At 65.1% G+C, this 24,510-nt stretch carries 17 protein-coding genes and 2 tRNA genes; 4 read left to right on the top strand and 15 right to left on the bottom strand.

What is annotated here, in order from left to right:
• Positions 1–164: 164 nt before the first annotated feature.
• The 8 genes from recD to uvrB form a co-directional block, all read right to left on the bottom strand.
• Positions 165–2,042, bottom strand: coding sequence for an exodeoxyribonuclease V subunit alpha (recD, locus tag ACTHLF_RS05790; protein ID WP_440325642.1), 1,878 nt, complete (start codon positions 2,040–2,042; stop codon positions 165–167).
• Entirely contained in the window at positions 2,039–5,692 is a 3,654-nt protein-coding gene (gene recB / locus ACTHLF_RS05785) for an exodeoxyribonuclease V subunit beta (protein WP_440325640.1), read from the bottom strand. The genes recD and recB overlap by 4 nt, the downstream gene beginning before the upstream one ends.
• Positions 5,689–9,114, bottom strand: coding sequence for an exodeoxyribonuclease V subunit gamma (recC, locus tag ACTHLF_RS05780; protein ID WP_440325638.1), 3,426 nt, complete (start codon positions 9,112–9,114; stop codon positions 5,689–5,691). The genes recB and recC overlap by 4 nt, the downstream gene beginning before the upstream one ends.
• Before the next feature lie 70 nt (positions 9,115–9,184).
• Positions 9,185–9,607 (bottom strand): CopD family protein, encoded by a 423-nt coding sequence (locus ACTHLF_RS05775; RefSeq protein WP_440325636.1) that lies wholly within the window; start codon positions 9,605–9,607, stop codon positions 9,185–9,187.
• A gap of 69 nt (positions 9,608–9,676) precedes the next feature.
• Positions 9,677–10,051, bottom strand: coding sequence for a hypothetical protein (locus ACTHLF_RS05770; protein ID WP_440325635.1), 375 nt, complete (start codon positions 10,049–10,051; stop codon positions 9,677–9,679).
• 123 nt (positions 10,052–10,174) lie between these two features.
• Entirely contained in the window at positions 10,175–10,885 is a 711-nt protein-coding gene (locus ACTHLF_RS05765; RefSeq protein WP_440325633.1) for an rRNA pseudouridine synthase, read from the bottom strand.
• A 99-nt stretch (positions 10,886–10,984) separates the two neighbouring features.
• A tRNA-Val gene (locus ACTHLF_RS05760) sits at positions 10,985–11,059 on the bottom strand.
• 75 nt (positions 11,060–11,134) lie between these two features.
• Complete coding sequence (gene uvrB / locus ACTHLF_RS05755) at positions 11,135–13,156, bottom strand: excinuclease ABC subunit UvrB (protein WP_440325631.1); 2,022 nt, start codon at positions 13,154–13,156, stop codon at positions 11,135–11,137.
• Positions 13,157–13,281: 125 nt separating this feature from the next.
• Here uvrB and ACTHLF_RS05750 point away from each other — a divergent pair, with 125 nt between their 5' ends.
• A complete protein-coding gene (locus tag ACTHLF_RS05750; RefSeq protein ID WP_440325629.1) occupies positions 13,282–13,821 on the top strand; it encodes a GspH/FimT family protein in 540 nt (179 codons plus the stop codon).
• A gap of 47 nt (positions 13,822–13,868) precedes the next feature.
• Positions 13,869–13,945, top strand: a tRNA-Asn gene (locus ACTHLF_RS05745).
• Positions 13,946–13,993: 48 nt separating this feature from the next.
• Here ACTHLF_RS05745 and ACTHLF_RS05740 read toward each other — a convergent pair.
• A complete protein-coding gene (locus ACTHLF_RS05740; RefSeq protein ID WP_440325627.1) occupies positions 13,994–15,913 on the bottom strand; it encodes an alpha/beta hydrolase family protein in 1,920 nt (639 codons plus the stop codon).
• Between the two features lie 196 nt (positions 15,914–16,109).
• On the opposite strand from ACTHLF_RS05740, the gene ACTHLF_RS05735 reads away from it, so the two are divergent.
• Entirely contained in the window at positions 16,110–16,376 is a 267-nt protein-coding gene (locus ACTHLF_RS05735; RefSeq protein WP_440325626.1) for a BrnT family toxin, read from the top strand.
• Complete coding sequence (locus ACTHLF_RS05730) at positions 16,363–16,650, top strand: BrnA antitoxin family protein (protein ID WP_440325624.1); 288 nt, start codon at positions 16,363–16,365, stop codon at positions 16,648–16,650. Before ACTHLF_RS05735 ends, ACTHLF_RS05730 begins: the two co-directional genes overlap by 14 nt.
• Before the next feature lie 10 nt (positions 16,651–16,660).
• Here ACTHLF_RS05730 and ACTHLF_RS05725 read toward each other — a convergent pair whose 3' ends face one another.
• The 6 genes from ACTHLF_RS05725 to ACTHLF_RS05700 form a co-directional block, all read right to left on the bottom strand.
• Complete coding sequence (locus tag ACTHLF_RS05725; RefSeq protein WP_440325622.1) at positions 16,661–17,266, bottom strand: DNA-3-methyladenine glycosylase; 606 nt, start codon at positions 17,264–17,266, stop codon at positions 16,661–16,663.
• On the bottom strand, positions 17,266–17,400 hold the full coding sequence (locus ACTHLF_RS05720) for a hypothetical protein (RefSeq protein WP_440325620.1): 135 nt from the start codon (positions 17,398–17,400) through the stop codon (positions 17,266–17,268). Before ACTHLF_RS05720 ends, ACTHLF_RS05725 begins: the two co-directional genes overlap by 1 nt.
• Positions 17,401–17,481: 81 nt before the next feature.
• Positions 17,482–17,637, bottom strand: a complete 156-nt coding sequence (locus tag ACTHLF_RS05715) for a DUF3309 family protein (RefSeq protein ID WP_440325618.1) — start codon at positions 17,635–17,637, stop codon at positions 17,482–17,484.
• 130 nt (positions 17,638–17,767) lie between these two features.
• Entirely contained in the window at positions 17,768–19,165 is a 1,398-nt protein-coding gene (gene ppnN, locus ACTHLF_RS05710) for a nucleotide 5'-monophosphate nucleosidase PpnN (protein WP_440325616.1), read from the bottom strand.
• Positions 19,166–19,443: 278 nt separating this feature from the next.
• Positions 19,444–22,812: a TonB-dependent receptor gene (locus ACTHLF_RS05705; protein ID WP_440325615.1), complete on the bottom strand. Its 3,369-nt coding sequence runs from the start codon at positions 22,810–22,812 to the stop codon at positions 19,444–19,446.
• Between the two features lie 426 nt (positions 22,813–23,238).
• Positions 23,239–24,510: TonB-dependent receptor (locus tag ACTHLF_RS05700; RefSeq protein WP_440325613.1), on the bottom strand; the 1,272-nt coding region annotated here is incomplete at its 5' end.

The raw sequence follows: 24,510 nt of genomic DNA, 5'->3' as shown, positions 1-24,510 counted from the left end.
CGCTCCCCCCTGGGGCCCCTTTGGTCACAGGGGCCAAGCGCGCCCACGCGCCCCCCCCCGGCAACCCCGGCCCCCCCCCCCCGGGTCCCGCGCTTGCGCGATGCGCTCCTAGAGGAAGCCTGGGCAGCGGCACCCCTGTGGGAGCGCGCTTGCGCGCGATGGGATTACCTCAACCGCCCCAGGAGCCCGGACGCCCGCCGCGTCTTCCTGCCAACGGCATACGCCAGGATGTCCGGCGCGGCCAGCAGCGTGAAATGCCGGCGCGCACGGGTTACGCCGGTATAGACCAGCTCGCGGGTGAGTACCGGCGAGGGCTCCGGCGGCAACGCCAGCGCCGTGTGCTCGAACTCGGAGCCCTGCGACTTGTGCACGGTCATGGCGTAGACGGTCTCGACGGCCGTGAGGCGGCTGGGCGTGACAAAGCGAACCCGCTCACCCCCGGCGCCGTCCGTGACCAGGAATGCGACGCGCAACATCGTGCCACCCTGCCCGTCCGGCATGGCGAGGGTGATGCCGATGTCGCCATTCATCAGGCCCACCGCGTAATCGTTGCGGGCCACGATGACCGGACGACCTTCGTACCAGCCAGCGGTGGTCCTGACCAGGCCGCGATCAAGCAGCGCCTGGGCGATGCGTTCGTTCTGCCCCTCCACGCCAAGATCGCCGCGGCGCGTGGCGCAAAGAAGCTGGAAGCGGCCATGTGCGGCCAGCGCACCGCGGCCCCATAGCGCGAAGGCCGCCTCATCCGCGTCCGCTGATGGACGGTTGCGCGCGACCCATTCAAGGTAGTGGCGGTAGCCCGGCGCATCGTCGCGACCTTCGATCGCGAGCGTCGCGACGCCCGCGGGCGAAGCCGGGAGCCGGCGGATATCGGTGAATCCACCGTCGAAGGCGCGACTCACCGCCGTTGCGTCGCCGTGGTTGATGGCGCCTGCCAGCGCACCGATACCGCTTTCGCTGCCAAAGCGGCGACTCCGCCGCAGCATGGTGACGCGCTGGTCGAGCGGCCACGCGCCCGCCGGATCGCTCCACGCCTGCAGGTCAGCCCCTGTGGTGTCACGAAGCCACGCCACGGTGTCCTCGCTGTAATGGCCAGGCTCGGCGCGCGCGCACAGGTCGCCCAGCACTGCCCCCGCCTCCACCGACGAAAGCTGATCCTTGTCGCCGAGAAGGATGAGGCGGGCACCGTCCGGCAACGCGTCTAGCGTCGCGGCCATCATCTCGAGGTCGATCATCGACGCCTCGTCGATCACCAGGACGTCGACGTGCAGCGGATTGTCCGCGTTGTGATGGAATGCGCGGGTGTCCGGGCGACTGCCCAGCAGGCGGTGCAGGGTCGTAACCTCTGCTGGAATACCTTCACGCACGCCGACGTCCACGTCGAGTTGCGCCACCTGGGTAGCGATGGATGCATTAAGGCGCGCGGCGGCCTTGCCGGTGGGCGCCGCCAGGCGGATGCGCAGGCGAGGCTCGCCGGCGGAAGCCGCCAGGGTCTGCAGTAACCCGAGCAGGCGCACCACGGTGGTCGTCTTGCCCGTGCCGGGGCCGCCGGTGATAACGGCAAACGAGCTACGGGCAGCGATGGCGCAGGCCACCTTCTGCCAGTCGATGCCGTCGTCGCCAGCGGGGAACAGGCGATCGAGTTCCGTTGCCAGCCCCTTCGGGTCCGGCAACGGCGTCAGCCGCGCGACGATCGCCGCGGCCACGCGCGCCTCGTCGCGCCAGAATCGCCGCAAGTAAAAAAGGCTGCCATCAAGCACGAGTGGCGCAGCCGTATTTCCCGCAGGCGTGGCGACGAGGGGGGATTTCCCGAGCCACGCGGCGGCATCCGCGAGCGCAGGCTCACGCTCGACGAGCGTATCGATGTCCAGGCAGATGTGGCCCTCGGCCAGCTCGCGACTCAACAGCGCTGCGGCCGCGAGAACGCGGTTGTCCACCTGCGGGTCCAGGGTGGCGAGGAAGCGGGCGAACGCCCGGTCCATCGGCCTCAGCCGCCCCTCTTCCGTACCGGTGTCCAGCCAGGCGTGGATATCCGCGATCATGCGGCGACTCCTTCGAACAGGCGGTCCATGGCTTCGATCATCGCGCGCGGAGGCCGCTCCACATGCACGCCGTGGCCCCGGCAATCCACACCGCGAAGGTAGAGATACACGGCTCCGCCGATATGCGTGTCGTAGTCGTACGCGGCGCCCATGCGCGCCCGCAGGAGCCTGTGCAACGCAAGCAGGTACAGCGCGTACTGCAACTCATAGCGCGAGTCGAGGATCGAGGCCCGCATGGCCTCCGGGGTGTACGCGTGCTCGTCGGCACCAAGCCAGTTCGATTTGTAATCCGCGACGTACCAGCGCCCTTCGTGCTCGATGATCAGATCAATGAAGCCCTTGAGCATGCCGTTCAGGCTGTCGCTGACCAGCGCGGGACGTACCGCGCCGTCCAGCGTGTGCTGGCGCACGATGCGATCCAGCGCGAGGGTATCGACGTGGCGCGCCTCGAACAGGAACTCGAGTTCGGCGCGATACCGCGTGGGGTCATCGAGGGCGCCGAGCGCCACGACCTTGCCATCCGGTAAGGCCATGGGCGTGCGCAGCAGGACCAGCAGCCAGTCGGTGAGCAGGTCGATCGCCCCCTCCCAGCCGCGACGCTCGCAACGCCGTGCCACCGTATCGCGCAGGCGTGCCGGATCGTTCGCGATGGCGGCAAACCCCTCCTCCGCAATCCACTCGAGCAGGTCATGCAGGAACGTGCCGGCCTCCGCGCCTCGGTGGAAGGCATGGATACTGCCGGGATCGGCTACCGTTGCCACCGGCTCCGTGACGTATTCGACGATGACGTCGTCCGCCGCGGTTTCCGGCGCCGGCACTTCGGCTTCCGTTTCATCGTAGCGCAGGCCGCTGTAGCTGCCGATGCGCCACGGCTCGATACGGGCCAGGCGGGGCTCGCGGGGCGGCAACAGGCGGTCGTCACGCGACGGCGGCTCGTAGCGGCGATCATCCGGTGCCGGCATGTATTCCACGGCGATCGACGGCGCGGCCCGGGCCAACCCCTGGAGCAGACCGGCGATCGCACCGTTGTCGATTTCCGCGCCGCCCGTGAGCAGGTGGCCGAAGGCGCTGCGATGCACCTGCGGCTTTTTCGCATTCCCGGCGGCTACGGGTGCGATGCCAAGCCAGCAGGCATGGCGCGCGCGCGTCAGCGCGACGTACAGGAGGCGCAGGTCTTCCTGCAGCGCGGCGCGCTCCGCAGCTTCCTTCGCCTCGGTGACCGCCTGCCCGCCCTGCTTCTCACTTAGCAGTTCGAGCGAAACACCTTCGCCATCGTGGTAGCGATAGCCTTGCCCGGAGCGGGCCTTGCCGCTTGCACACACGAAGGGCAGGAACACCAGCGGGTATTCGAGGCCCTTCGACTTATGGATGGTGACGACCTTGACGAGGTCGTCGTCACTCTCCAGCCGCACGATCTGGTCATCGCCGTGGTGGCTGGCCGTATCCGTGATCCGTTCGGAGAGGTAGCGGATCAGCGCCTGCTCCCCATCGAGCGTGGCCGACGCCTGCTGAAGCAGCTCGGCGAGGTGCAGCACATTGGTGAGTGCGCGCTCACCGTGCTCGATGGCCAGCAGCCGCGCTGGCAGATCGAAGACGTGCAACAGCCGGTGCAGCATGGCCAGCACGCCGGCATGGCGCCATGTGTCGCGTAGCGCCATGAATTCCCGGCCACGCGCTTCCCAATGCAACTCCTCGGTGTTCAGCCGCTCGAGTTCGCCGAAGCCCAGGTGCAGGGTGCGCGTTGCCAGCGCCGCACGCATTGCCGTGTCCGACGAAGGTTCGGCCACGGCGCGCAGCCAGAACAGGAGATCGCCGGCCTCGACGCTCTCCCACACCGAATCGCGATCCGAAAGGAACACGCTGCGGACACGGCGCTCGCCGAGCGCGGCGCGGACCTCGGATGCCTCGGCATGGCTGCGCACGAGCACGGCGATATCGGCGGGGCGCAGCGAACGCCATTCGCCATCCCCCTGTTGGAAACCCGAGTCGCCGCGCGACGCTTCGTCGAGAAGGCGGACGATCTCGCTGGCGCAGGCCGCGGCCATTTCCTTGCGGTAGAAGCGGACGCCCACGGGCTGCTCGTCATCGAGCAACCACAAGTGAAGCGCTGGCTGCGCTGCGCCATGCCGGGTGAAACGCTCACCGCGACCGCGCGCGAGGACGGGAGCGAACGGCAAGCCGCGATCATCGAAGTGGAACGCGCCTGACGGATGGCGCTCACCGTGCGAGAACAGCGCGTTGACCGCGTCGACCATACCCTGGGTGGAGCGGAAGTTCGTATCGAGGCTGTAGTGCGGCGCCAATGCCTCGGCTCTCGCGGTCAGGTACGTATGGATATCCGCGCCACGAAACGCGTAGATCGCCTGCTTGGGATCGCCGATCAGCAGCAGCCCGACCTCAGGCTCTGCCGCGTAGACCGTGCGGAAGATGCGGTACTGAAGCGGGTCGGTGTCCTGGAACTCGTCGATGAGTGCCAGCGGGTACTGGCGGCGGACGGTCGCGGCCAGATCGGCGCCCGCCTCGGTAGCGAGCGCGCGATCGAGCCTGAGCAGGAGATCGTCGAACCCGATCTGCGCGCGGCGACGCTTCTGGTCGGCGAAGCGGGTACGAACGCGCTCCACGGCATCGGCGAGGATCACATGCCGAACCGCCACGCGGTTCGCCTGCCACTCGGCCCAGTGTTCCAGCGCGGCATAGGCCGGGTGCTCCGGACGCGACTTGCCCTTGCCGGTCGCCTTGCCCAGGCGGGTCGATGAATAGCGCGCGATATCGAATCCGCCGGGCTCGCCCGATGCGGCCCAGCGCTGCATCGCCGCCATGTCCGCCGGCATGCGCTCCGGCTTGTACCAGCCGTTGTGCAGCACCTTGCCGGCCACGGCGTCGATCAACGCGCGGCTGATGGCTTCGGCATCGTCACGCCAGGAGCGGGCGGCTTCAGCCATCCGCTGGCTATCTTCCTCATCCCACGCGCGACGCTCGGCCAGCACGGCCTGGAGGCCTTCGCCTACGCCAAGCACCGCACCATCGACACGCAGGGTGGCCTCGCCACCTCCGAGGATCGGCTTGAGCGAACGCAACAGATCATCCGGCGTCCGCCACTCAGCCTGGATCGACTTCAGCAAAGCCTCATCGAGCGGGTAAAACGTCTGCCGCCAATAGTCGCGGACGCATTCCGCCAGCAGCTCGCTTTCATCGGGCTCCAGCGTCTGGGCGAAGGCATGCCCGCTGCCGAACGCATGCTGCGTGAGCATGCGCTGGCTCCAGCCGTGGATGGTGAAGATGGCGGCCTCGTCCATCCATTGTGCGGCGAGCTCGAGGCGGCGGGCGCATCCTGCCAGCTGTTCCGGCGCGTAGGTCGCGATCAGTTCGCCCAGCAAAGGTTCGCTGGATCCGCCCGAACGGAACGCGGTGGCGGCCTCGACCAGTCGGGCACGGATACGCTCGCGCAACTCCTGCGTCGCCGCCTCGGTGAACGTGACGACCAGGATCTGCGGCGGCAACAGGGGTTGCGGCAAGCCATGCCCAAGCACGGCCCGCACATATAGGGCGGCAATGGTCCAGGTCTTGCCCGTGCCGGCGCTTGCCTCGATCAGGCGTACACCATGCAGCGGGAGTTCAAGCGGACGCAACGGTTCGATAGCGAAGCTCATGCCTGCTCCACCCTCAACGCGGCGCAAAGATCACGATACGGCTGCAGATGCTGCGCGAACCCGGCGGCCAGCATCGCATCGAAGTCGGGCCACGCGCGCGCGAGGTAGGCATCGCCATCGACTTCGCCCCGGCTGAATTCATCGGCCGGTGAATAGGCGCGCCGCGCCGCTGCCTCGCCCGCTTCATCGTCACCCGCTGCGATCCACGCGATCGCGGCTTTCATCGCGACCGGCAACGGCCGCGACATGTCCTCGCGCCATGCGCGCACGAGCGCGCCCAGGGCATTGAGCGCGTCCTCCGCATCCATGGGTGCCATCACGATCGTGCCATCCGGACCGATGTAGCGCGTCTCGACCGGATGGCCGGCCGCCTGCGCCACGAGGTGATCGACCCAGGGCATGACGACGCGATGGATCAGCGGCCGCCCCTCCGCATCGAGCACCCCCGACGGCGAGACCAGCAACGCGGCGAGGGCCCCTGCCTCGTTAGCACGGAGCCCGGCCAGCCAGTCTTCGATAACCACGCCCTCGCTCTCGACCCTCACCTCGAACTTGCCTGCCTCGACCGGCCAGCGGCGGCGTTCGGCGACGTAGCGGCCGTAGACGGCCGCGGCACCCTCCTCGAGTTCGCGCCTCACCGGCGTGGCAAAACCACCCATCGGTAGCTTGCCACTGCGTTGAAGACGCGCAGTCGCTTCGGTAATTGCGACACCGGACGCCTGTTCTTCACGCAACGCGGCACGCAGCACGATGTCAGTCATCGTGTAGCGATCGAGTCCATCCAGCGCGAACGGCTCGAGCACCTCGCTGGCGACGTCGGGCACCTCGAAACGAACGCCGAGGCGAGCCTGGAAGAACTCGCGCACGGGATGACGCAGGAAGCGGCGCAGGGTCGCAAGGCCGATCGGCCGCTCAGCAGACCAAACCGGCAGCATGTCCCCTGCCGTCTCCGTGCCGCCACCGTGTACATGGCGCCATTCATTGGCATACGTAAACAGTCGGGAATCGCCCGCACGAAAGTAGGCCGGGCTGAACGGCTGCAACGGATGCTCCACGGTGAGCCTGTGTAGCAGTTCACCTTCCCCTGCGTCCTTCCACGCGGCCGCGAGGTAGTCGCGCAGCTGGCCGACGAGCACGGAGGGCGCGCGTTCGGCGTTGTCGCGCGCACTCCGACCCACCCATCCGATATGCAACGCGTCGCGCGCCGAGAGGAGTGCCTCAAGGAACAGGTAGCGGTCGTCCTCGCGACGCGAGCGGTCGCCCGGGCGCCATGCGCCAGCACGGGCCATGAGATCGAAATCCATGGGCGGCCGCGCGCGCGGGTACTCGCCATCGTTCATGCCGAGCAGGCAGACGAGGCGGAACGGAATCGCACGCATCGGCATCAGGGTTCCGAAGCTCACGGCGCCAGCGAGGAACCGCTTGGACAGGCCGCCATCGTCAATCTGGCCCAGCCAGGCTTCACGAACGACATCCACCGGCACCGGCTCGTCGAAGCCAGCCTCCGCGCACGCACGCTCCCAGGCGTCCAGCGCATCGAGCAGGCGCTGCTCACGCATGGCGTCATCGGGGTCGGTGGTCTTGAAGAAATCGCGCAACAACGAGCGCAGGCGCAAGCCCCACTCTGCGGCGGGCGCGGGGGCCGCCATGGCCCGCCAGTGGGCGCCCAGCCGTTCGACGAGATCGGCCAGCGGCCCGACGAGCTGCGCATCGAGACCGCCCACCTCGCCGTAGGGCTCGATATCACCCCATGCGTCGCCCTGCCCGACGGCATAACCGAGCAGCATGCGCCGCAGGCCGAACAGCCATGTGTTCTGCTCCAGCGCGGGCAGGCCGAGGGACGCGCGCTGCTCTGCATCGAGGCCCCAGCGCACACCCGCCCCCTCCACCCAGCGGTGGAGCAGCGGCAGATCATCGTCGCCAAGTCCGAAGCGCTCGCGTAGCGCAGGCACGTCGAGGAGATCGGCCATATCGCCCGCGCCGAACCGTGACTCGGTCATGCCCATCAGCATGTCCAGCGCCATCACCATGGGCACCGTACCGCGCGAGGCGCGGTCCGCGATGCTGTAAGGCACGTAGCGTGGATCGTCGCGCGGCACACGGCCGAACACGGCATCGATATGCGGCGCATAGGTATCGATGTCGGGCACCATCACGATCACGTCGCGCGGGAGCATGGGGTCACCAGCCAGGGCCGACGCCTCGAACCGCGCCAGCAGCTGATCGTGCAGGATCTCCACCTCACGCTGTGGACCGTGCGCGACATGGAACGCGATGGATGGGTCCGATGCGGCGATCGGCGCCGGCTGATCGGGCAGCGGCTCAAGGTCGAGGATGGCCGCCTGCACCTGGCCAAGTAGCGTCGTCGCCGGCGGATCCTCGAAGAAGTCGATGCGCTCGTCCCAGGCGGTGAAGCGCTGGCGATACGTCTCCGGGTGATCGAATTCATCGAGCATGCGGATGTAATCGCGCCCCTGCTTGCCCCAGGCGGCGAGCAAGGGATTGGCATAGAGATGGAGATCGCCTTCGTCGGGGAGCGCGGGCATACCCGGCTTGATCTGCTGCCGCCGACGCTCGGCCCGGAGCAATTCGCGGTCGTCGAAGATGTCCGCCCAGTAATGCCGGCAAGGATTCAACACCACGAGAACGACCTGCGACCACCGCGAAAGCGCCGATAGCGCCTCAAGGGTCTGGCGCGGCAGCGAGGACATGCCAAAGACCACGATGCGCCGGGCCAACGCACGCGGGCGCTCCGTCGCCGTCGCGGCGGCATGGAGGAACCTGGCGTGCACAGCCGCGCGGTGGCCATGTGCTTCACCGGGACCCACATCCTCCAGCAGGCGGCGCCACAAGGCGGCCTGCCAGCGGTCGCTATCGAGCATGGCCGGCGAGCCACCGCGGGCATCGCGCATGACATCGCGGCCGGCCGCCCAGTCATCGAGCCAGTCGGCGCGATACACCTGGTAACCGTCGTAGAGGTCGGCCAGGCGCTCCGCCAGTTGGTGACACTTACGCGCATCACTGCCGTCGCCGAGGAAGGCGGCCAGCGGTTCGAACGCGGGCTCGCCAGCAAGGGCGGGCAGCAACCGCATCAGACGCCAGATAAGGCGAGATTTGTCGAACGGTGACTCGGGCGGCACGGCATCACGACCAAGGACCGCGCGGTAGGCGTCCCAGAGGAACCGGCCAGGCAGCTCGACGTGGACCGAGGCCGCGATACCGAGGCCGCCATCGGTCTCCGCACGCGCCAGTGCCAGCCTGAACCATTGCGCGATACCGTTGGACTGGACGAGCACGCGCTCATCCTCGAGCGGCCGCAGGGGGGCCTGGCGGAGCCACCCGACGAGGATGTCGCGCAGGTCTTCGAGGCGGTTGCCGTGCAGGACCATGAGGCCCGGCTCGATCGGATGGGAATCGCTCAAGCGCCAGCTCCGTCGGCGGAATGGTGGATGTGACCGATGATGACCGACGCGGATCTCATGCTGCGAGACCTCAGAACGGCTTGGCAACCACGAGGTAGACGATGGCCAGCAGGACCAGCACCGGCAGTTCGTTGCCGATGCGCAGGGCCTTCGACGACGGCAGCGCGCCGCCAGCGATGCTCCGCTTCAGGGCCCGCCCCGCCCAGATGAAATACGCGAGCATGCAGGCGACAAGGAAGAGCTTCGCATGCAGCCAGCCGCCCGTGATGCCGAAGTACAGCCACAGTACGAGCCCGAAGATAAGGGCTATGCCGAACATGCTGTGGCCAAACTTGTACAGCCGGCGCCCCATCAGTTCGAGCCGTGCCTTCACGGCCGGCGGCTCGCCCTCGGCTTCCTTGATGTTGACGAGGATGCGCGGGAGGTAGAACACCGTGGCCATCCAGGCGATGACGAACACGATGTGCAGGGATTTGGTCAGCAGGTAAGCCATGGGCGGCACTCCCTAGGAAAGGCCAGAGTGTAGCCCGGCAGGCGGCTCCCAGGCCTGCGGCAGTGAGCCTCATGGGAGGCGCATGACCCGGAACAGCGCCTGGGCCCCGGCGAAGCCGAGGGTGCCCCCAAGCGCCGCGATAACGGTGATCATGCCCCACAGCCGGTGCCGGTAGCCGATGAGGTCCTGGATATCACATTCGACGGCACGCAGCCGCTTGTCGACATCCTTTACATCGCGACGAACGACACTGATGGACTGCTCGAGATCAACGACACGAGCCTCGAGGCGTTCGAAACGGGCGTCGATGCGCTGGAAGCTTTGGTTCGTACGGCGAACGTGCTCATCGAAGCGCCCGAGGAAGGCATCGAACCGCGCATCGGAGCGCGCCATGCGCTCCTGCATGGCCGTCCAGTCGGCGGCAGAGAGAGACCAGTCAGGCATGGCTTTGGTTCCAGTGGGGTGGGCGACAAGAATCCCCGCTGGAACGAATACGTGACAGACGCTGACGCTCAACAGGACGCGTAGGAAAAGGCCTACACGCCACTCAACCGGCGCTGACCGCGATCAGAAGCGATCCGTGGTCGCCAGGTATCGCCACTGCCCCGGCTCGAGCCGACCCATCGGGATCCGGCCAACGCGCAGCCGCTTCATCCCCAGCACCTTCAACCCGACGGCATCGCACATCCGCACGACCGTCTCGGGAGAGATACGTTTAAGCGCAAAGCGCAGGTGCCGTTCGTTCTGCCAGCTGACCTTGATCGGCGGAAGCGCGTAGTGATCGAACACCAGCCCATGGTTGAGCATGGCAAGGCCACTCGGCGACAGCTTGCCCTCGACCTCGACCACGATCTCCTGCTCGATGCGCTCGATGTCCTCCTGCAGGCGACGCTTCACGCGCCAGTCCTGGGTGAAGACGAGCAGGCCACTGGCCATGTCCGGCAAGGGAAGCGCGGACTCCAGGCGAGCGAAGTGGCGATGCAGCACGCGGAGGCCCGCGGGATCGTCGGCGATATGGTTCTCGACCCGGATCAGCGCCCTGGCCTCCTCCACCCCCATGCCAGCCGGCTTGTGCAGCACCATGGATGCCGGCTCAGGCGGCGTGAGCTTAGCTGCCGGATCGATCTCGATGCGCTCGTCGCGCACCTTGAACTGCGGCTGCTCGACGACCACGCCATCGACGCGGACCCAGCCACCCTCAATGTACATCTCGGCTTCGCGCCGCGAACACGGCACCAGCGCGGCGATACGTTTGGCGAGGCGCTCGGGTTCGGTCATCAGCGTGGCCTGAGGGTTGAACCGTGCCGGAAGGCAAGAAAAAAGGAGCCTGAGGGCTCCTTAGTCGTTCTCTTCATGCCACTCCCCTACTGAGGAAAGTGGTGGGCGGTACAAGGATCGAACTTGTGACCCCTACCATGTCAAGGTAGTGCTCTACCGCTGAGCTAACCGCCCGAAGAGCTGCGCAGTTTACCGATGCCCGGGGAGGGACGCAAGAGGGGCGAGGAAAAAAGCTCCCCCGCCCGCCCATCAACGCAGCGCCCGCTCCCGCAGGCGGTGGATCTCGTCGCGGACCTTGCCGGCCTCCTCGAACTCCAGGTTCTGGGCGTGCTTGTACATGCGCGCTTCGAGCTTCTTGATCATGGAGCCCGCCTGCTCGGGATTGAGGGCACTGTAGTCGGCGGCCACCTCGGCCACCTTCTTCGCGTCCTTGCCCTTCTTGCCCTTGCCGCGGGCGCCGACATCGGCACGCGCGCCTTCCATGATATCGGCGATGCGACGAACCACGGTCTTCGGGGTAATCCCGTTTGCCGCGTTGTATTCAATCTGCTTCTCGCGACGGCGTGCCGTCTCGTCCATGGCCTCTTTCATCGAACGGGTAATCTCGTCCGCATAAAGAATGGCCTTACCCCGCACATTACGGGCGGCGCGGCCAATGGTCTGGATCAGCGAACGGTTCGAACGGAGGAAGCCCTCCTTGTCCGCGTCGAGCACCGCCACCAGCGACACCTCGGGCATATCCAGGCCCTCGCGCAGCAGGTTGATGCCGACCAGCACATCGAACTCGCCCAGACGAAGATCGCGAATAATCTCCGTGCGCTCCACGGTCTCGATATCCGAGTGCAGGTAACGCACCTTGACGTCGTGTTCGGAGAGATAATCGGTGAGATTTTCAGCCATGCGCTTGGTCAGGGTAGTGACCAGCACGCGATCGCCCATCTCAATGCGCTTGCGAATCTCGCCGAGCAGATCGTCGACCTGCGTGCGCACCGGACGCACTTCCACTTCAGGATCGATCAGGCCGGTCGGACGCACGACCAACTCGACGATATTGTCGTCGGAATGCTCCAGCTCATATTTCGCAGGCGTCGCGGACACATAGATGGCGCGCGGCGCACGGCGCTCCCATTCCTCGAACTTCAGCGGGCGGTTGTCCATCGCCGAAGGCAGGCGGAAGCCGAACTCCACCAGCGTCTCCTTGCGCGAGCGGTCGCCCTTGTACATGGCGCCCAGCTGCGGCACGGTCACGTGCGACTCGTCGACCACCATCAGCGCATCCGGCGGCAGGTAATCGAACAGCGTCGGCGGCGGCTCACCCGGGCCGCGGCGGGTCATGTGCCGCGAGTAGTTCTCGATACCCTGGCAGAAGCCCACCTCGGCCATCATTTCCAGGTCGAAACGCGTGCGTTGCTCGAGGCGCTGCGCCTCCACCAGCTTGTTGTCCTTGTAGAGCTGCTCAAGGCGCTCGGAAAGCTCCACCTTGATCGTCTCCATCGCGTTAAGGACGCTCTGGCGCGTCGTGGCGTAATGGGTCTTCGGGTAAACCGTATAGCGCGGCACCTTGCGCAGCACTTCGCCCGTCAGCGGATCAAACAGGGACAGGTTTTCGACATCGCCATCGAACAGCTCGATGCGCAGGGCCTCGGCTTCCGATTCGGCCGGAAACACGTCGATCACCTCGCCGCGCACGCGATACGAACCGCGGCGGAGTTCCATCTCGTTACGGGTGTACTGCAGCTCGGTGAGCTGACGGATCAGGGCGCGCTGATCCACGTGGTCCCCACGCGAGAGGATCAGCCGGAGGCTCATGTAATCCTCCGGATCACCCAGGCCGTAAATCGCCGAAACAGTCGCCACGATCAAGGCGTCCTTGCGCGAAAGCAGCGCCTTGGTCGCGGCCAGGCGCATCTGCTCGATGTGATCGTTGATGCTCGAATCCTTCTCGATGAAGGTATCCGACGCGACCACATAGGCCTCGGGCTGGTAGTAGTCGTAATAGCTGACGAAGTACTCCACGGCGTTGTTCGGAAAGAACTCCTTGAACTCCCCGTAGAGCTGTGCCGCGAGCGTCTTGTTCGGCGCCAGCACGATGGTCGGCTTCTGCACCTTCTCGATGACGTTGGCGATGGTGAAGGTCTTACCCGAGCCGGTGACGCCGAGCAGGGTCTGGGCCGCGAGGCCGGCTTCAAAACCATCGGTAAGGCGGCGAATGGCCTCGGGCTGGTCGCCGGAGGGCTGGTACGGCGAGACGAGCTGGAAACGGTCAGTCATGGCCGGAAATATGCAGGCGAAAGCGTTGAGTTTAAAGGCGCGGCGCCTACGGGGCGTGAGGCCGCCCGCCTACAGACCCGGGAGACCGCCCGAGCCAAGCTCAGCGACCCATCCAGGCCCCTGATATGCCCCGCTACGCCAGCCCCCGTCATGCCAGCGCCTTCACCCTCGTCGAGCTGGCCGCCGTCCTGCTGGCCCTGGGCGTGGCAGCCGCCGTCGCCTTGCCCGCCCTCGGCAACCTGCTGGCTGAGGCCCAACTGAGGCAGGCGGCCGGTACGCTGGCCGACGACATGGACACCGCGAGGCGGGCCGCCATCACGCGAGGCGGCAGCGTCGCCATATGCCCCAGCCGGGACGGCCACCACTGCGGCCCGACAGCGCGCTGGCACCACGGCTGGATCATCGTGCATCGCACTCGCGTCATCTCGGCACACGAGCCCCTGCCCCGACGCCTCGCGAGCGCCTCCTCCATGGCCCGGCGCCGGATTATTTTCGACGAGGCCGGGCGAGCACCCGGCTCCAACGACACGATCACCTTGTGCGTCCGCAAACGGCCAGCCACGGCGCGTTCCGTGCTGATTTCCAGCGTCGGCCGGATCCACGCGGAGCCGCCGGAGGCGCCCAAAGCCGAGGCGTGCGCGGCCTCTCGTGAAGACATTCGTTAAGAACGCTTGACAGCCCCCCGCAACATACACAAAATACGTGGCTCCCCGCCCGAATAGCTCAGCCGGTTAGAGCACTTGACTGTTAATCAGGGGGTCGTTGGTTCGAGTCCAACTTCGGGCGCCAGATTTGAAAAGGGCTTGCAGCGATGCAAGCCCATTTCTTTTGCGTCAATCAGGGCGACGCCACGGTGCGTGGCGAGGCCCCAGCGCCAATATTCGTATCCAGGAAGTCCAGCATGCGGGCGTAATAATCCTCTGCGTGCGCAGGGCCTGCGATGCCATGCCCCTCGTAGGGATATTCCAGGTAAACCGGCGGATGCCCTGCCTTGGTCAGGGCATCGCGCATCGCCCGCGCGTGCTGCACGGGTACACGCCCGTCCAGCGTGCCGTGAACGAGCATCACCGGGATCGTGATCGCGGATGCCATGCGCGCCGGCGAGCGGCTGGTGAGTTCCGCCTTGTCGGTGCCGATGACGCGGTGCAGGTAGTTATCGCCGTAGTTGCTGCGATGGATGTCACCCCACGAATACATCTTGCCGACATCGTAAACGCCGGCCTCGCCGATGGCGCAGCGATACAGCGTGGGTTCCCTGGCCGCGCCCATGAGCGCGGCATACCCGCCATAACTTCCGCCGTAGATGCAGATACGCCCGGCATCCACCAGCTTGTTGTCGATCGCCCAGTGCGTCGCATCGGTCACGTCGTCCTGCATCGTGCCGCCCCACTGGCGGTAACCGCGCTGCTGGAAGTCCAGGCCGAAACCCGTTGAGCCCCGGAAATTCACCCGCAAGACGGCGTACCCGTGCTGCGCCAGGATCTGGGTGTCCCGATCGAAACCCCAATCATCGCGAACGTAGTACGGGCCACCATGCACCATAACGACAAGCGGTGGCGGCGTGCTCGCCGAAAGAGGCAAGGTGAAAAAGCCCGTCAGTGGCAGGCCATCCCGCGCCTTGAAGCTGAACTCACTGGTGGACGCCTCCTTCTCTGGATCGATCCACGGCTTGCGATGGAACAGCAACTGCGCGTGACGCGCCGCCTTGTCGAACAGGTAAAACGAGCCCGGATCACGGTCGCTGATCGTGCGGATCACCAGCAGGTTGCCATCGGCACTGGCACTGACCACGGTCGCCAGACCGTCCGGAAACGCGGCATTCAGTGACATCCGCCAGCGGCTGTCGGCCTGCGCCGGATCGAAGAAGCGTTGCTGCGGACGCCCCGGACCAAAGGTCGCCCCGATCGGCTCCATCTGGTCCATGCTGAGGACGATCGAGAGCGGGTCGGAATTCGGGTCGCTAAGCATCACCTTGCGTGAGCCATCGACGAGGTCGTAGCGCTCGAGCACGTTGGTGCCGTGGGCCTGCTCGCTGACCAGGTATCCATAGCGGTTGTCGCGGCTGATACCTACCGGCAGGACGTAGAGGTGGCTGTCCTTGCCATCGTTGATCTTCTCCCACGCGCCCTCACCCCGGCGCACATAGAGCTGCTCCTCGTCATCCTCGTTGGTGCCGTAGGCGAAGCGCGGCTGGCCGGTGTGGTCGGTCACGAAGTCGGAACCGCCGGCTATCGGCGACACGGCCACCGAATCGCCATTGCCCGTGAGGTGGGTGATATCGAGCTGGACCAGTTCGACGTGGCACTTGCCGTCAACCGTCTTGCAGCGCTCCACGAGCACATGCTTGTCGTCGCCCTCGATCGTGCCGGCAAAATTGCTCGCCAGCAGCTTTGGGTGGCTTTCGTGGATATCCAGTAGGTAGAGCTGCGGCTCGACGATGGGCTGCGCGTAATCGCCAGTCACCTTGCTTGCCGAAATCAGCAGTTGCTCCGATCCCAGCCAGTTCAGCACCTGCACTTCCGCGCGCTCGCCAGGGTCCACCTGGCGGACCGGCTTGAGCGTGGCCCGATCAACGACCGTGACGAGCGTGCCGTCATGGTCACGATGGGCTATCGCCAGCAGCGCGCCATCCGGCGATATCTGCACGTTCTCGTACTGTGCGCGGCGTAGCAACCCTTGCGTTGCCTCATCCGCGACACCCGCCTTTCCCTGCACACTGCCGCCGAGCGCAAGGCCCAGCCACATCACTGCGAACATCGAGAAACCCTCCCCTGAAGGTGACGCGATCATGCGGCAGGGCCGCGGGGCCCTGCAATGGGGGGGAGTTCTCGATCTGGGTAATGGTGCGTCACGACGGTCTTGCATACGGCCGACGGAGATGCCGGCGTAACCCCACAAGCGCTCACGGCCTGCCCGGACATAAGTGCTACCTTATCGTACATACGATAAGCTGATGGAAATCTGGTATGACCAAGCCAAACAGGGGCGGAATATCGAAGAGCGCGGACTTTCGTTTGACGAGGTCGCTCACTTCGATTTCTCAACCGCATTGGTCCGACGCGACGAACGCAAGGACTATGGCGAAGATCGATTCATCGCGCTCGGGATGCTCGGCCATCGTCTGCATGTCGTTGTATTCACCCGATGCCCTGGCGGCATCCGTGTGATCAGTTTCCGTAAGGCCAACGCGCGCGAGGTGCGCCACTATGAAACCCGATAAGCCCCTGACGACTCGCGATGGCGAGCTGCGCACTAACCTCACGGAAAAGGAACTCGCGTCTTTCCGACCTGCAGCCGAAGTTCTCCCTGAAGACCTTCAGAACCTTCTTGGTGTACGCAGGCGCGGGCCACAAAAGATGCCCACGAAAGTCGCGACGACCGTCCGTCTTTCCCCTGAAGTTGTTCAGCACTTCAAGGCCGGTGGACGAGGATGGCAAACCCGGCTGGATGATGCCCTCAAGGTCTTCATTTCGGAACATCCCACGTTCCGATAAGAACCCCACCTCACGGCTTTGAAACGTTCGGATTACCCGCCACGTACCAGCGCCACAACAAATCGGTACCCTCGCGAATGCCGATACGCGCCGAACCGGGCACGTTCTCCGGCGGCGGCGTGCCATCGTCCAGCACGGTATAGCCATCGCGCGCACGCACGAGGTCGATGCCGTTCTGCTCGCCGGTGATCCCTAGCGCCTGGGTCAATCGCGCCGGGCCACTGCAAAGCTCCTTGTCACGACGCGTCTTCGGTCGCGCCGCCCGCATCAGCTCGAGCCCGGCTATCGGCTCGAGCGCGCGAATCAACACGCCGTTCCCTTCGCCCTCGTCGCCGCAAACGGTGTTGCAACACCAGTGCATCCCGTAGGTGAAATACACATACATATGCCCGGCCGGGCCGAACATCACCGCGTTGCGCTTGGTTTTGCCGCGGAAGGTGTGCGCCGCAGGATCGATCGCGCCGACATACGCCTCGACTTCCACGATGCGCCCTGCCCGACCATCCGCGCTGGCGAGGACCTTGTTGAGCAACTGGGGCCCGACGTTACGGGCATCTCGCTGGAAAAAAGCGCGCGGCAGGATGTCACCCGGCCAGGGCTTGCGTCGTGGTGGCATCAGGGTTCCGGGGTTTCGCCGTCGGTATCGGGTTCGGGGCCCGGGCGTTCCACGGGCTCATGGTCGTACGGCGGCGGCGAGGTGCCTGGATGCGGCAGATCCGTATCAGGGACGGGGCGATGGGGTCGGGGCATGAGGTCCTCCTCGCGTCGCCACCCGGGGCGCCGCGCATCCCACCATGCTACTGAAGGATGCGCGGCAGCGTGAGTGCTGCGTCAGAAGACGCCGAGCAGCCAGCAGACCAGGATGATGGCGAGGATGACGCCGATACCGCCGCTGGGGCCATAACCCCAGGAACGCGAATAACCCCAGGTCGGCAGGCCGCCAATGAGGGCCAGGATAAGTACGATAAGCAGGATGGTGACGAGCATGGGCGTCTCCGGTGATGAGGTGGACGCATCGTCGCCCGCCGCCCCGTCTAGAGCCCGTGACGCCCGCAGGGGGCGCCGAAGTCACGTTCAGCCAATGGCAGGGCGGCGTGGCGCCGCCCTGCCCGGTCGGTCAGGTCCGGACCACGTAGCACGGCTCGTAGGCGGTACCGCCCGGGAGCTTCATGCGGTGCTGCTCCACGAAGGCCTTCAGCAGGTTGTCCAGCGCGCGCATGATCTCCGGCTCGCCGTCGATCACGAACGGGCCGTGCTCCGCGATGGCGCGGACGCCCTCCGGCTTGACGTTGCCGGCGACGATGCCCGAGAACGCACGGCGCAGGTCGGCCGCCAGCTCGTGCCGCGGGCGGTCACGGTGCAGGGCGAGGCCCGACATGGCCGCATGCGTCGGCGGGAACGGCTGCTGGAACGGCAGCGGGATATCGAGCGCCCAGTTGAAGAAGAACGCGTCCTTGTTGTCCAGGCGGTGGTTGCGCACCTTGTCGATGCCCGAAACCATCGCATGGGCCACGGCGGCCGGATCATCGATGATGATCTTGTAGTGCTCGGCGACGGAATCGCCCAGGCACAGGCGCAGGAACCGGTCGATCTGCTCGAAGTACGGCGCCGAGTTGCGCGGGCCGGTGAAGATCAGCGGGAACGGAATGCCCTTGTTCTTCGGCAGCAGCAGGATGCCAAGCATGTACAGGATTTCTTCCGCCGTGCCGACGCCACCCGGGAACACGATGATGCCGTGGCCGAGACGGACAAACGCCTCGAGGCGCTTCTCGATGTCCGGCATGATCACCAGGTTGTTCACGATCGGGTTGGGCGACTCGGCCGCGATGATGCCCGGCTCGGTCACGCCGATGTAGCGGTTGCCCTTGCGGCGCTGCTTGGCGTGGGCGATGGTCGCACCCTTCATCGGGCCCTTCATCGCACCCGGGCCGCAACCCGTGCAGATGTCCATGCTGCGCAGGCCGAGCTGGTAGCCGACGCGCTTGGTGTACTCGTACTCATCGCGCGAGATCGAGTGGCCACCCCAGCACACCACCAGGTTCGGATCGACCTGCGGGCGCAGGATGCGCGAGTTGCGCAGGATCTCGAACACGCTGTGGGTGATGCCGACGGTGTCGTCCAGGTCGAACGCACCGGCTTCCAGCTGGGTCGACACGTAGACGATATCGCGCACGACCGCGACGAGCAGTTCATTGATACCGCGGATGATGCGGCCATCGACGAAGGCCTGCTCCGGCGCGTTCTTGAGTTCGATCTTGATGCCGCGGTCTTCCTGCAGCACCTGGATGTCGAAATCCGGGTACTGCTCGAACATCGAGCCCGGATCGTCGGAAAGGTTGCCCGAGGTCAGCACCGCCAGCGCGCAACGGCGCAGGAGCTGGTGCAGGCCCGACCCGCTGGCGTCGCGCAGGCGCGCAACCTCGTTACGGGAAAGGATATCGAGGCCGCCGGCGGGAGAAACCCGCGCGCTGACGGTCTTGCCGGTGATCGGCTCCCCGAAATGTTGAGCATTCATTGACTTACATGTCCTTCTGACCGCGAATTAGCGGCGAACCCCGCTCCGGAAAGGGAGCGGACTGCCTAGGATCACGCGGGGGTTGGGCGGGGGTCAAGTCCGCGGCGTCTCGAATCGCGCGCAAGCGCGCTCCCACAACGCCTCGGCGTGCCCTTGGCACTGTGCTGGAGTCCCCGAGGCACTGTGGGAGCGCGCTTGCGCGCGATGGAGGTCCACAAAAAAAAAACGGCGCCCTTTCGGACGCCGGCTCCTTGTTCCCGGTAAGGCCGAGGCCTCGCTTAGAACGTGTAACGAACGGTCAGCGTGGCCGACCAACGCGAGACCGGGTTCAGCTTGGTCGCGCTGTTGTCGGTCGGGGCATCGTAGACAGCCTTCGAACCCGGGGCGTAGTTACCCTGCGAGTCGGTCGGCAGCTGGTAGATATACTCGCCGCTCGTCGGATCCACGCCACCGTAGTTGGCCAGCGTGCGGACGTACGGGAAGCCGACGTACGACTGCTGCCCCCAATCCTTGTTGAGCAGGTTCAGGAAGTTGTAGACGTCGAGGCGGATTTCGCCCTTGTTGCCCTTGAAGATGCCCGGGATTTCCTGGCTCAGGCCAAGGTCGATCTGGTTCACCCAGGCCGAGACTGCATCGTTACGGCGCGCGATCTTGCCCTGGCTCTTGCGCAGGCTCGGATCGTGCTGGATGTAGTCGAAGAACTGGTTGACCAGGGCGTCCGATGCCGCCGCGCCGGTGGCGGTGCGGAAGATCGTCCCATCGGTACGCGTCGGGATGTAGGCCAGGTCACGCGAGTACGAGTCACCATTGGCGTCGTTACCGAAGACCCAGCTATACGGCACGCCCGAGTGGCCATCGTAGAAGGCGCTGATGGTCGTGTTGTAGTCACCGAAGAACGCGTGCTGCCAGGTGATCGAGGCGTTGAGGCGCTTGGCGATATTGGTGTTCGCCGTGGACGCCACGTCTTCGTTCGGGTTGGTCCAGACGTTGTTCGAGTAGTTCGACGTCGCCTGGCTCGAGGTACCCGGGTTCACTTCGGTGGCGTGACCACCGGTCGCCGCGATGCTCCACGACCAGCCATTCTCCATCGGCTTGGTGAACGACAGGGTCACCGTGTCCGCACCACCCTTCGAGGTGTTCGTCAGGTAGGTAACGCCCTGGGCGAAGCGGCCATCAGCACGGATACGGGCGTTGTTGCCCGACGCCACGGCGCCGTTGCGCAGGTTAGCGTTCGCGGTGCAAGCCGCACCGGTGCCGCCACCGACCGGCGTCGCGCCGCCGATGCAACCGTAGTACGTGAAGCGACCATCCGGCAGGATGCCCGAAGGACCGCCGATGTTCAGGTTCTGGTAGAAGATACCGTCCTGGACGTCGAGATGCTGGTACTCGAGGCTACCGATGATGCCCATCCACGGCAGTTCGCGATCAAACGCGATCGACGACTTCCAGACGCTCGGCAGCTTGAAGTTCTTGTCGACGGTATCGACCGCCTGCTGCGGAACCGTACCCGGGCCGCTGGTCGGCTGGTTGAACGGATCGGCGCTGAACTGCGGGCAGGCCACAGTCTGCGTACCCAGGCGGCAGAGGCCGTTCGCCTGGCGATCATACGAATACGTGACGATGTTGATACCGTTGTTCTGGTACGGGTTCGTCATCCACACGGTCGGCGGATCCGACTGGAACAGGCCAACGCCACCGCGCAGCTGGGTCTTGTATTCGCTATCGAAGTTGTAGTTGAACGAGAGACGCGGCTCGACCAGCTTGCTGCCGTTAACCGTCGCCGCATTGCTGAAGCCGAACTTCTGCTGGAACGTGGCGTTGTACAGCGGCTTATCGTCGGTCAGGTACTTGTTGACGCGGAAGCCAAACTGCACCGAAAGGTTGTCGGTCGGCTGCCAGGTATCCTGCAGGAAGAACGTGTGGCGACGCAGTTCCCACTGGGCGGCGATGTCGTTCAGGCTGTAACCCGGCGCCGGCTGGTACAGCGAGTAGTTGCTGTACAGACCATTGGCGAAGCTATCGATGCCGTTGCCGAAGGTGTACGCGCCGAACTCGGTGCGGCCGAACAGGTTGTAGATGCGGTTACGTTCCCACTCGAAGCCACCCTTGATGGTGTGCTCGTCGAGGTACAGGGTGCCGGCCCACATTGCGTTGAGGGTCTTCACCGACGCGGCGTTGTAATGCGAGAACTGGTCTTCGCCGAGGTTGATCGTCGGGCCAGTGTTGAGGTTACCCGCGGCGCCGTTGTTCACGCGCACGCCGATCTGCGGCTGCTGGGTATCGACCGAACGGTTCAGGCTGAAATCGGTGTAACCGACCTTCGTCTCCGTCGAGAACATATCGTTCCAGTCGTCGAACGACTGCAGCGTGTAGTTCTTGTTGTCGGTGTTGACCGTATACCAGTAGCTGGAGAGGCCGATCGTCGAAGCACCGTTACCCTGCGGATTGGGCTTCACTTCCTTGGTACGCTGGTACGCAAGGTTCATGCGGTGGCCGTCGGTGATGTTCCAGTCGAGCTTGGCGATGTAGCGCTTGTCCGTCAGCGTGCCGCCGTCCGCACCGAGCGAACCCGGCGTGAGACCGAGGGCGCGAGCAGCGTCGATGGTGCGCTGCAGGTCGGCCGACGAGACCTTGTTGTTGGTCGAGGCACCGAGGGACGGATCGAGGCCGTTCACGGCGCCCGAGCTCAGGCCGGTCACTTCTTCCTTCTCGTAACCCGCGAAGAAGAACAGCTTGTCCTTAATGATCGGGCCGCCGACGGTGGCACCGGCCTTCCAGTTACGGTCGAACTCGGTGTATTCGCGGTCGGCACCGTTGTTGATCCAGCCGGCGTCGCCGACCATGCTCGAGGCGTTCTTGAAGCCGTAGTACACCGAACCGTGGAAGTCGTTCGTACCCGACTTGGTCACGGCGTTGACTTCGGCACCGATGGTGTCGGAGCCGACGTCGTAGTTCGCGGTCGAGATGTTGAACGAATCGAGGGTGTCCATGGACACCGGCGAGCCGACGGTCGGCAGGCCCGTGCCGTTCAGGCCGAACGGGTCGCCCACGCCAAGGCCATCGACCTTGATCGAGTTGAGGCGGGCGTTCTGGCCGTTGGCCGAGATGGCGCCGGTGCCGTGGTCGACATTGACGCGCGGATCGAGGCGGGCGATGTCAGCGATGTTGCCGCTGGGGCCCGGCGTAGCCTTGAGCTGCGCCTGCGAAATGGTGGTGGCCAGGCCCTTGTTCTCCGACGAGAACTGGCCCGAGACGGCCGACACGGTCACGGCGCCGAGCGCGGTAGCGTCAGCGGCGTTGGTGGCGGCGCCGGAGGTGAGGTTCACGGCGGTATCGGCACCGAGCGACAGGTACACGTTGTCCTGGCGAGCGGACGGTGCGCCGTCCTTGTTAGCGGTCACGTCGAACGGACCACCCGGGCGCAGGCCCTGGGCCGAGTAACGGCCGTTGGCGTCCGTGGTCGTCGTCTTGGTGGTGCCCGACGGCTCGTGGACGATGGTGACGGTGGCGTTGGCTACCGGCTGGCCGGCGTTATCAAGCACACGGCCGGAGATCGTCGACGACGTCTCCTGGGCGAAGGCGGCGGGCGACGCGATGAGCGACGCGATGGCCAACGGCAGGAGTTTGGCGCGGATACGCTTCTGCATGTAACGAACCTCACAATTTCGCGAGAAAAAAAGCTGGAAAGACAAGGCGTCGCAACACGCCCGTCCCCTGGAAGGCAACAACGATTCTTCGGTTTTCCCCTGACCCGGCGGTATCGCCCAGCGGTCGCGGAATGACAGCGGTCCGTAAAGACTAGATGAAGTTTATTACATCGACGTAACAAGTTGCGATAGGAAATTGCCTAGGAAGCTAGACGTTCCCGGCACAATTTAGATCGATCAAGCACTTATAAGTGCATGATTTCGCGAGATTTCACGCCCGTGAAATCTCGCGACCACGATCCTTGCGGCCTCTGTCATGTTTCATGTCACATGAGACTTTGACGTTAAAAAAAAGGGCGCCCCTCCATGGGAGGGGCGCCCGCTTCGACACCCGAAGGTGTCAACCCGTACGTGGCAGCCTGCGACTTAGAAGAACGACGCGCCGAAGGTCACCATGAAGGTCCGCTCCTGCAGTACCGAGTAGTACGGTGCCGAAGCGAACAGAGTGGTGCCGTTGGCATCCTTGATCTTGTCCGGGTTGCTGGCGAGGAACGCGCCGACGTTGCTGGCGTAGGTAAAGGCCTTGCGGTCAGCCAGGTTGAACAGGTTGATCTTGATGTACGGGCTGCGGAACGAAGGCGAGAAGTCCGGGAAGTTCCAGCCAGCGTTGAGGTTCAGCGTCGTGTAACCGCCGATCTTCTGCGTGTTCGACCAGTCGCCCCAGCTCGCACCCTGGTACTTCGCATTCAGCTTGGCCGAGAACGGACCGTTCTTGAAGTTCACCGCGACATAGCCGGTGTTCTTCGGCGCGTTCAGCAGGGTCTTGCCCTTCGTGTAGAAGATGCCGTCACCCAGCGAATCCAGGTTGTCCTGCATCAGCGAGCGGGTGTAGTTGTAGTTGGCGTAGACCGACCAGTTCTCGTCCAGCTTGTAGCTGATTTCCGAGTTGAGGCCGCGCATGTGCACCTTGGGCAGCTGGGTGTACACGGTCAGGCCGGTGTTCTGGTCGTAGCCACTCACCTGCTTGTTGTTGAAGTTCGACGCATAGGCATCGACGCTGGCCGAGATGCTCTCGCCATAGAAGCGCCAGCCGAGATCACCCGTGACCGACGTCTCCGGCTTGTTCGGCAGCGGGGCCGCCTTGGCCGTGCCATTGCCGTAAAGCGCATTCGACAGGATCGCGCCATTGATCGGGGCACGGAAGGTCTTGCCGACGCCCAGGTAGAACTGGTTCTGGTCGTTGAGCTGGTACTTCACGCCACCGGTCGGGGTGAACTTGTGGAACGTCTTCGTCACCGAGGTACCGTACGCGGCATTGGTCGCCGTGACCTTGCCCGCCGTGCTGATCGAGCCGATCGAACCCGGGTACTCGTAGACGTCACCATCGCGCTTCGACCAGATGTAAGCCAGGCTGCCGGTGAAGGTCAGCTTGTCGGTCGGGGTCCAGTTATCGGTAATGAACGCCTTTTCGTTATTGGTCGTCGTGTAGTTGATGTACGACTTCTGCACCTGGCCGTCCGGGTACTCGATGCGCACGTTCTTCGCCCAGGTATCGACCGGGATACCCGTTTCCGGATCGACCGGCACGAAGACCTGGTCCTGCTGCTGACGCGGACGCTCCCACCACACGCCGTATTCCAGGCTGTTGTTATCGGTAAGGTCCTGGTTGAGCTTGGCGATGATGCCCGGGCGGTAGGT

It is taken from the genome of Luteibacter sp. (genome assembly GCF_051958795.1).
Taxonomy (GTDB): Bacteria; Pseudomonadota; Gammaproteobacteria; order Xanthomonadales; family Rhodanobacteraceae; genus Luteibacter.
The sequence above is the reverse complement of the archived record's forward strand: the minus strand, read 5'-3'. Positions and strand labels throughout refer to the sequence as shown.

Excerpts from the sequence above, each read along its gene's own strand:
- ACTHLF_RS05740 (WP_440325627.1), bottom strand. The coding sequence starts at position 15,913 with ATGTTCGCAGTGATGTGGCTGGGCCTTGCGCTCGGCGGCAGTGTGCAG.
- ACTHLF_RS05735 (WP_440325626.1), top strand. The coding sequence starts at position 16,110 with ATGGAAATCTGGTATGACCAAGCCAAACAGGGGCGGAATATCGAAGAG.
- uvrB (WP_440325631.1), bottom strand. The coding sequence starts at position 13,156 with ATGACTGACCGTTTCCAGCTCGTCTCGCCGTACCAGCCCTCCGGCGAC.
- ACTHLF_RS05765 (WP_440325633.1), bottom strand. The coding sequence starts at position 10,885 with ATGACCGAACCCGAGCGCCTCGCCAAACGTATCGCCGCGCTGGTGCCG.
- recD (WP_440325642.1), bottom strand. The coding sequence starts at position 2,042 with ATGATCGCGGATATCCACGCCTGGCTGGACACCGGTACGGAAGAGGGG.
- ACTHLF_RS05720 (WP_440325620.1), bottom strand. The coding sequence starts at position 17,400 with ATGCCCCGACCCCATCGCCCCGTCCCTGATACGGATCTGCCGCATCCA.
- ACTHLF_RS05725 (WP_440325622.1), bottom strand. The coding sequence starts at position 17,266 with ATGCCACCACGACGCAAGCCCTGGCCGGGTGACATCCTGCCGCGCGCT.
- ACTHLF_RS05730 (WP_440325624.1), top strand. The coding sequence starts at position 16,363 with ATGAAACCCGATAAGCCCCTGACGACTCGCGATGGCGAGCTGCGCACT.
- ACTHLF_RS05770 (WP_440325635.1), bottom strand. The coding sequence starts at position 10,051 with ATGCCTGACTGGTCTCTCTCTGCCGCCGACTGGACGGCCATGCAGGAG.
- ACTHLF_RS05715 (WP_440325618.1), bottom strand. The coding sequence starts at position 17,637 with ATGCTCGTCACCATCCTGCTTATCGTACTTATCCTGGCCCTCATTGGC.
- ACTHLF_RS05705 (WP_440325615.1), bottom strand. The coding sequence starts at position 22,812 with ATGCAGAAGCGTATCCGCGCCAAACTCCTGCCGTTGGCCATCGCGTCG.
- ACTHLF_RS05775 (WP_440325636.1), bottom strand. The coding sequence starts at position 9,607 with ATGGCTTACCTGCTGACCAAATCCCTGCACATCGTGTTCGTCATCGCC.
- ACTHLF_RS05750 (WP_440325629.1), top strand. The coding sequence starts at position 13,282 with ATGCCCCGCTACGCCAGCCCCCGTCATGCCAGCGCCTTCACCCTCGTC.
- recB (WP_440325640.1), bottom strand. The coding sequence starts at position 5,692 with ATGAGCTTCGCTATCGAACCGTTGCGTCCGCTTGAACTCCCGCTGCAT.
- ppnN (WP_440325616.1), bottom strand. The coding sequence starts at position 19,165 with ATGAATGCTCAACATTTCGGGGAGCCGATCACCGGCAAGACCGTCAGC.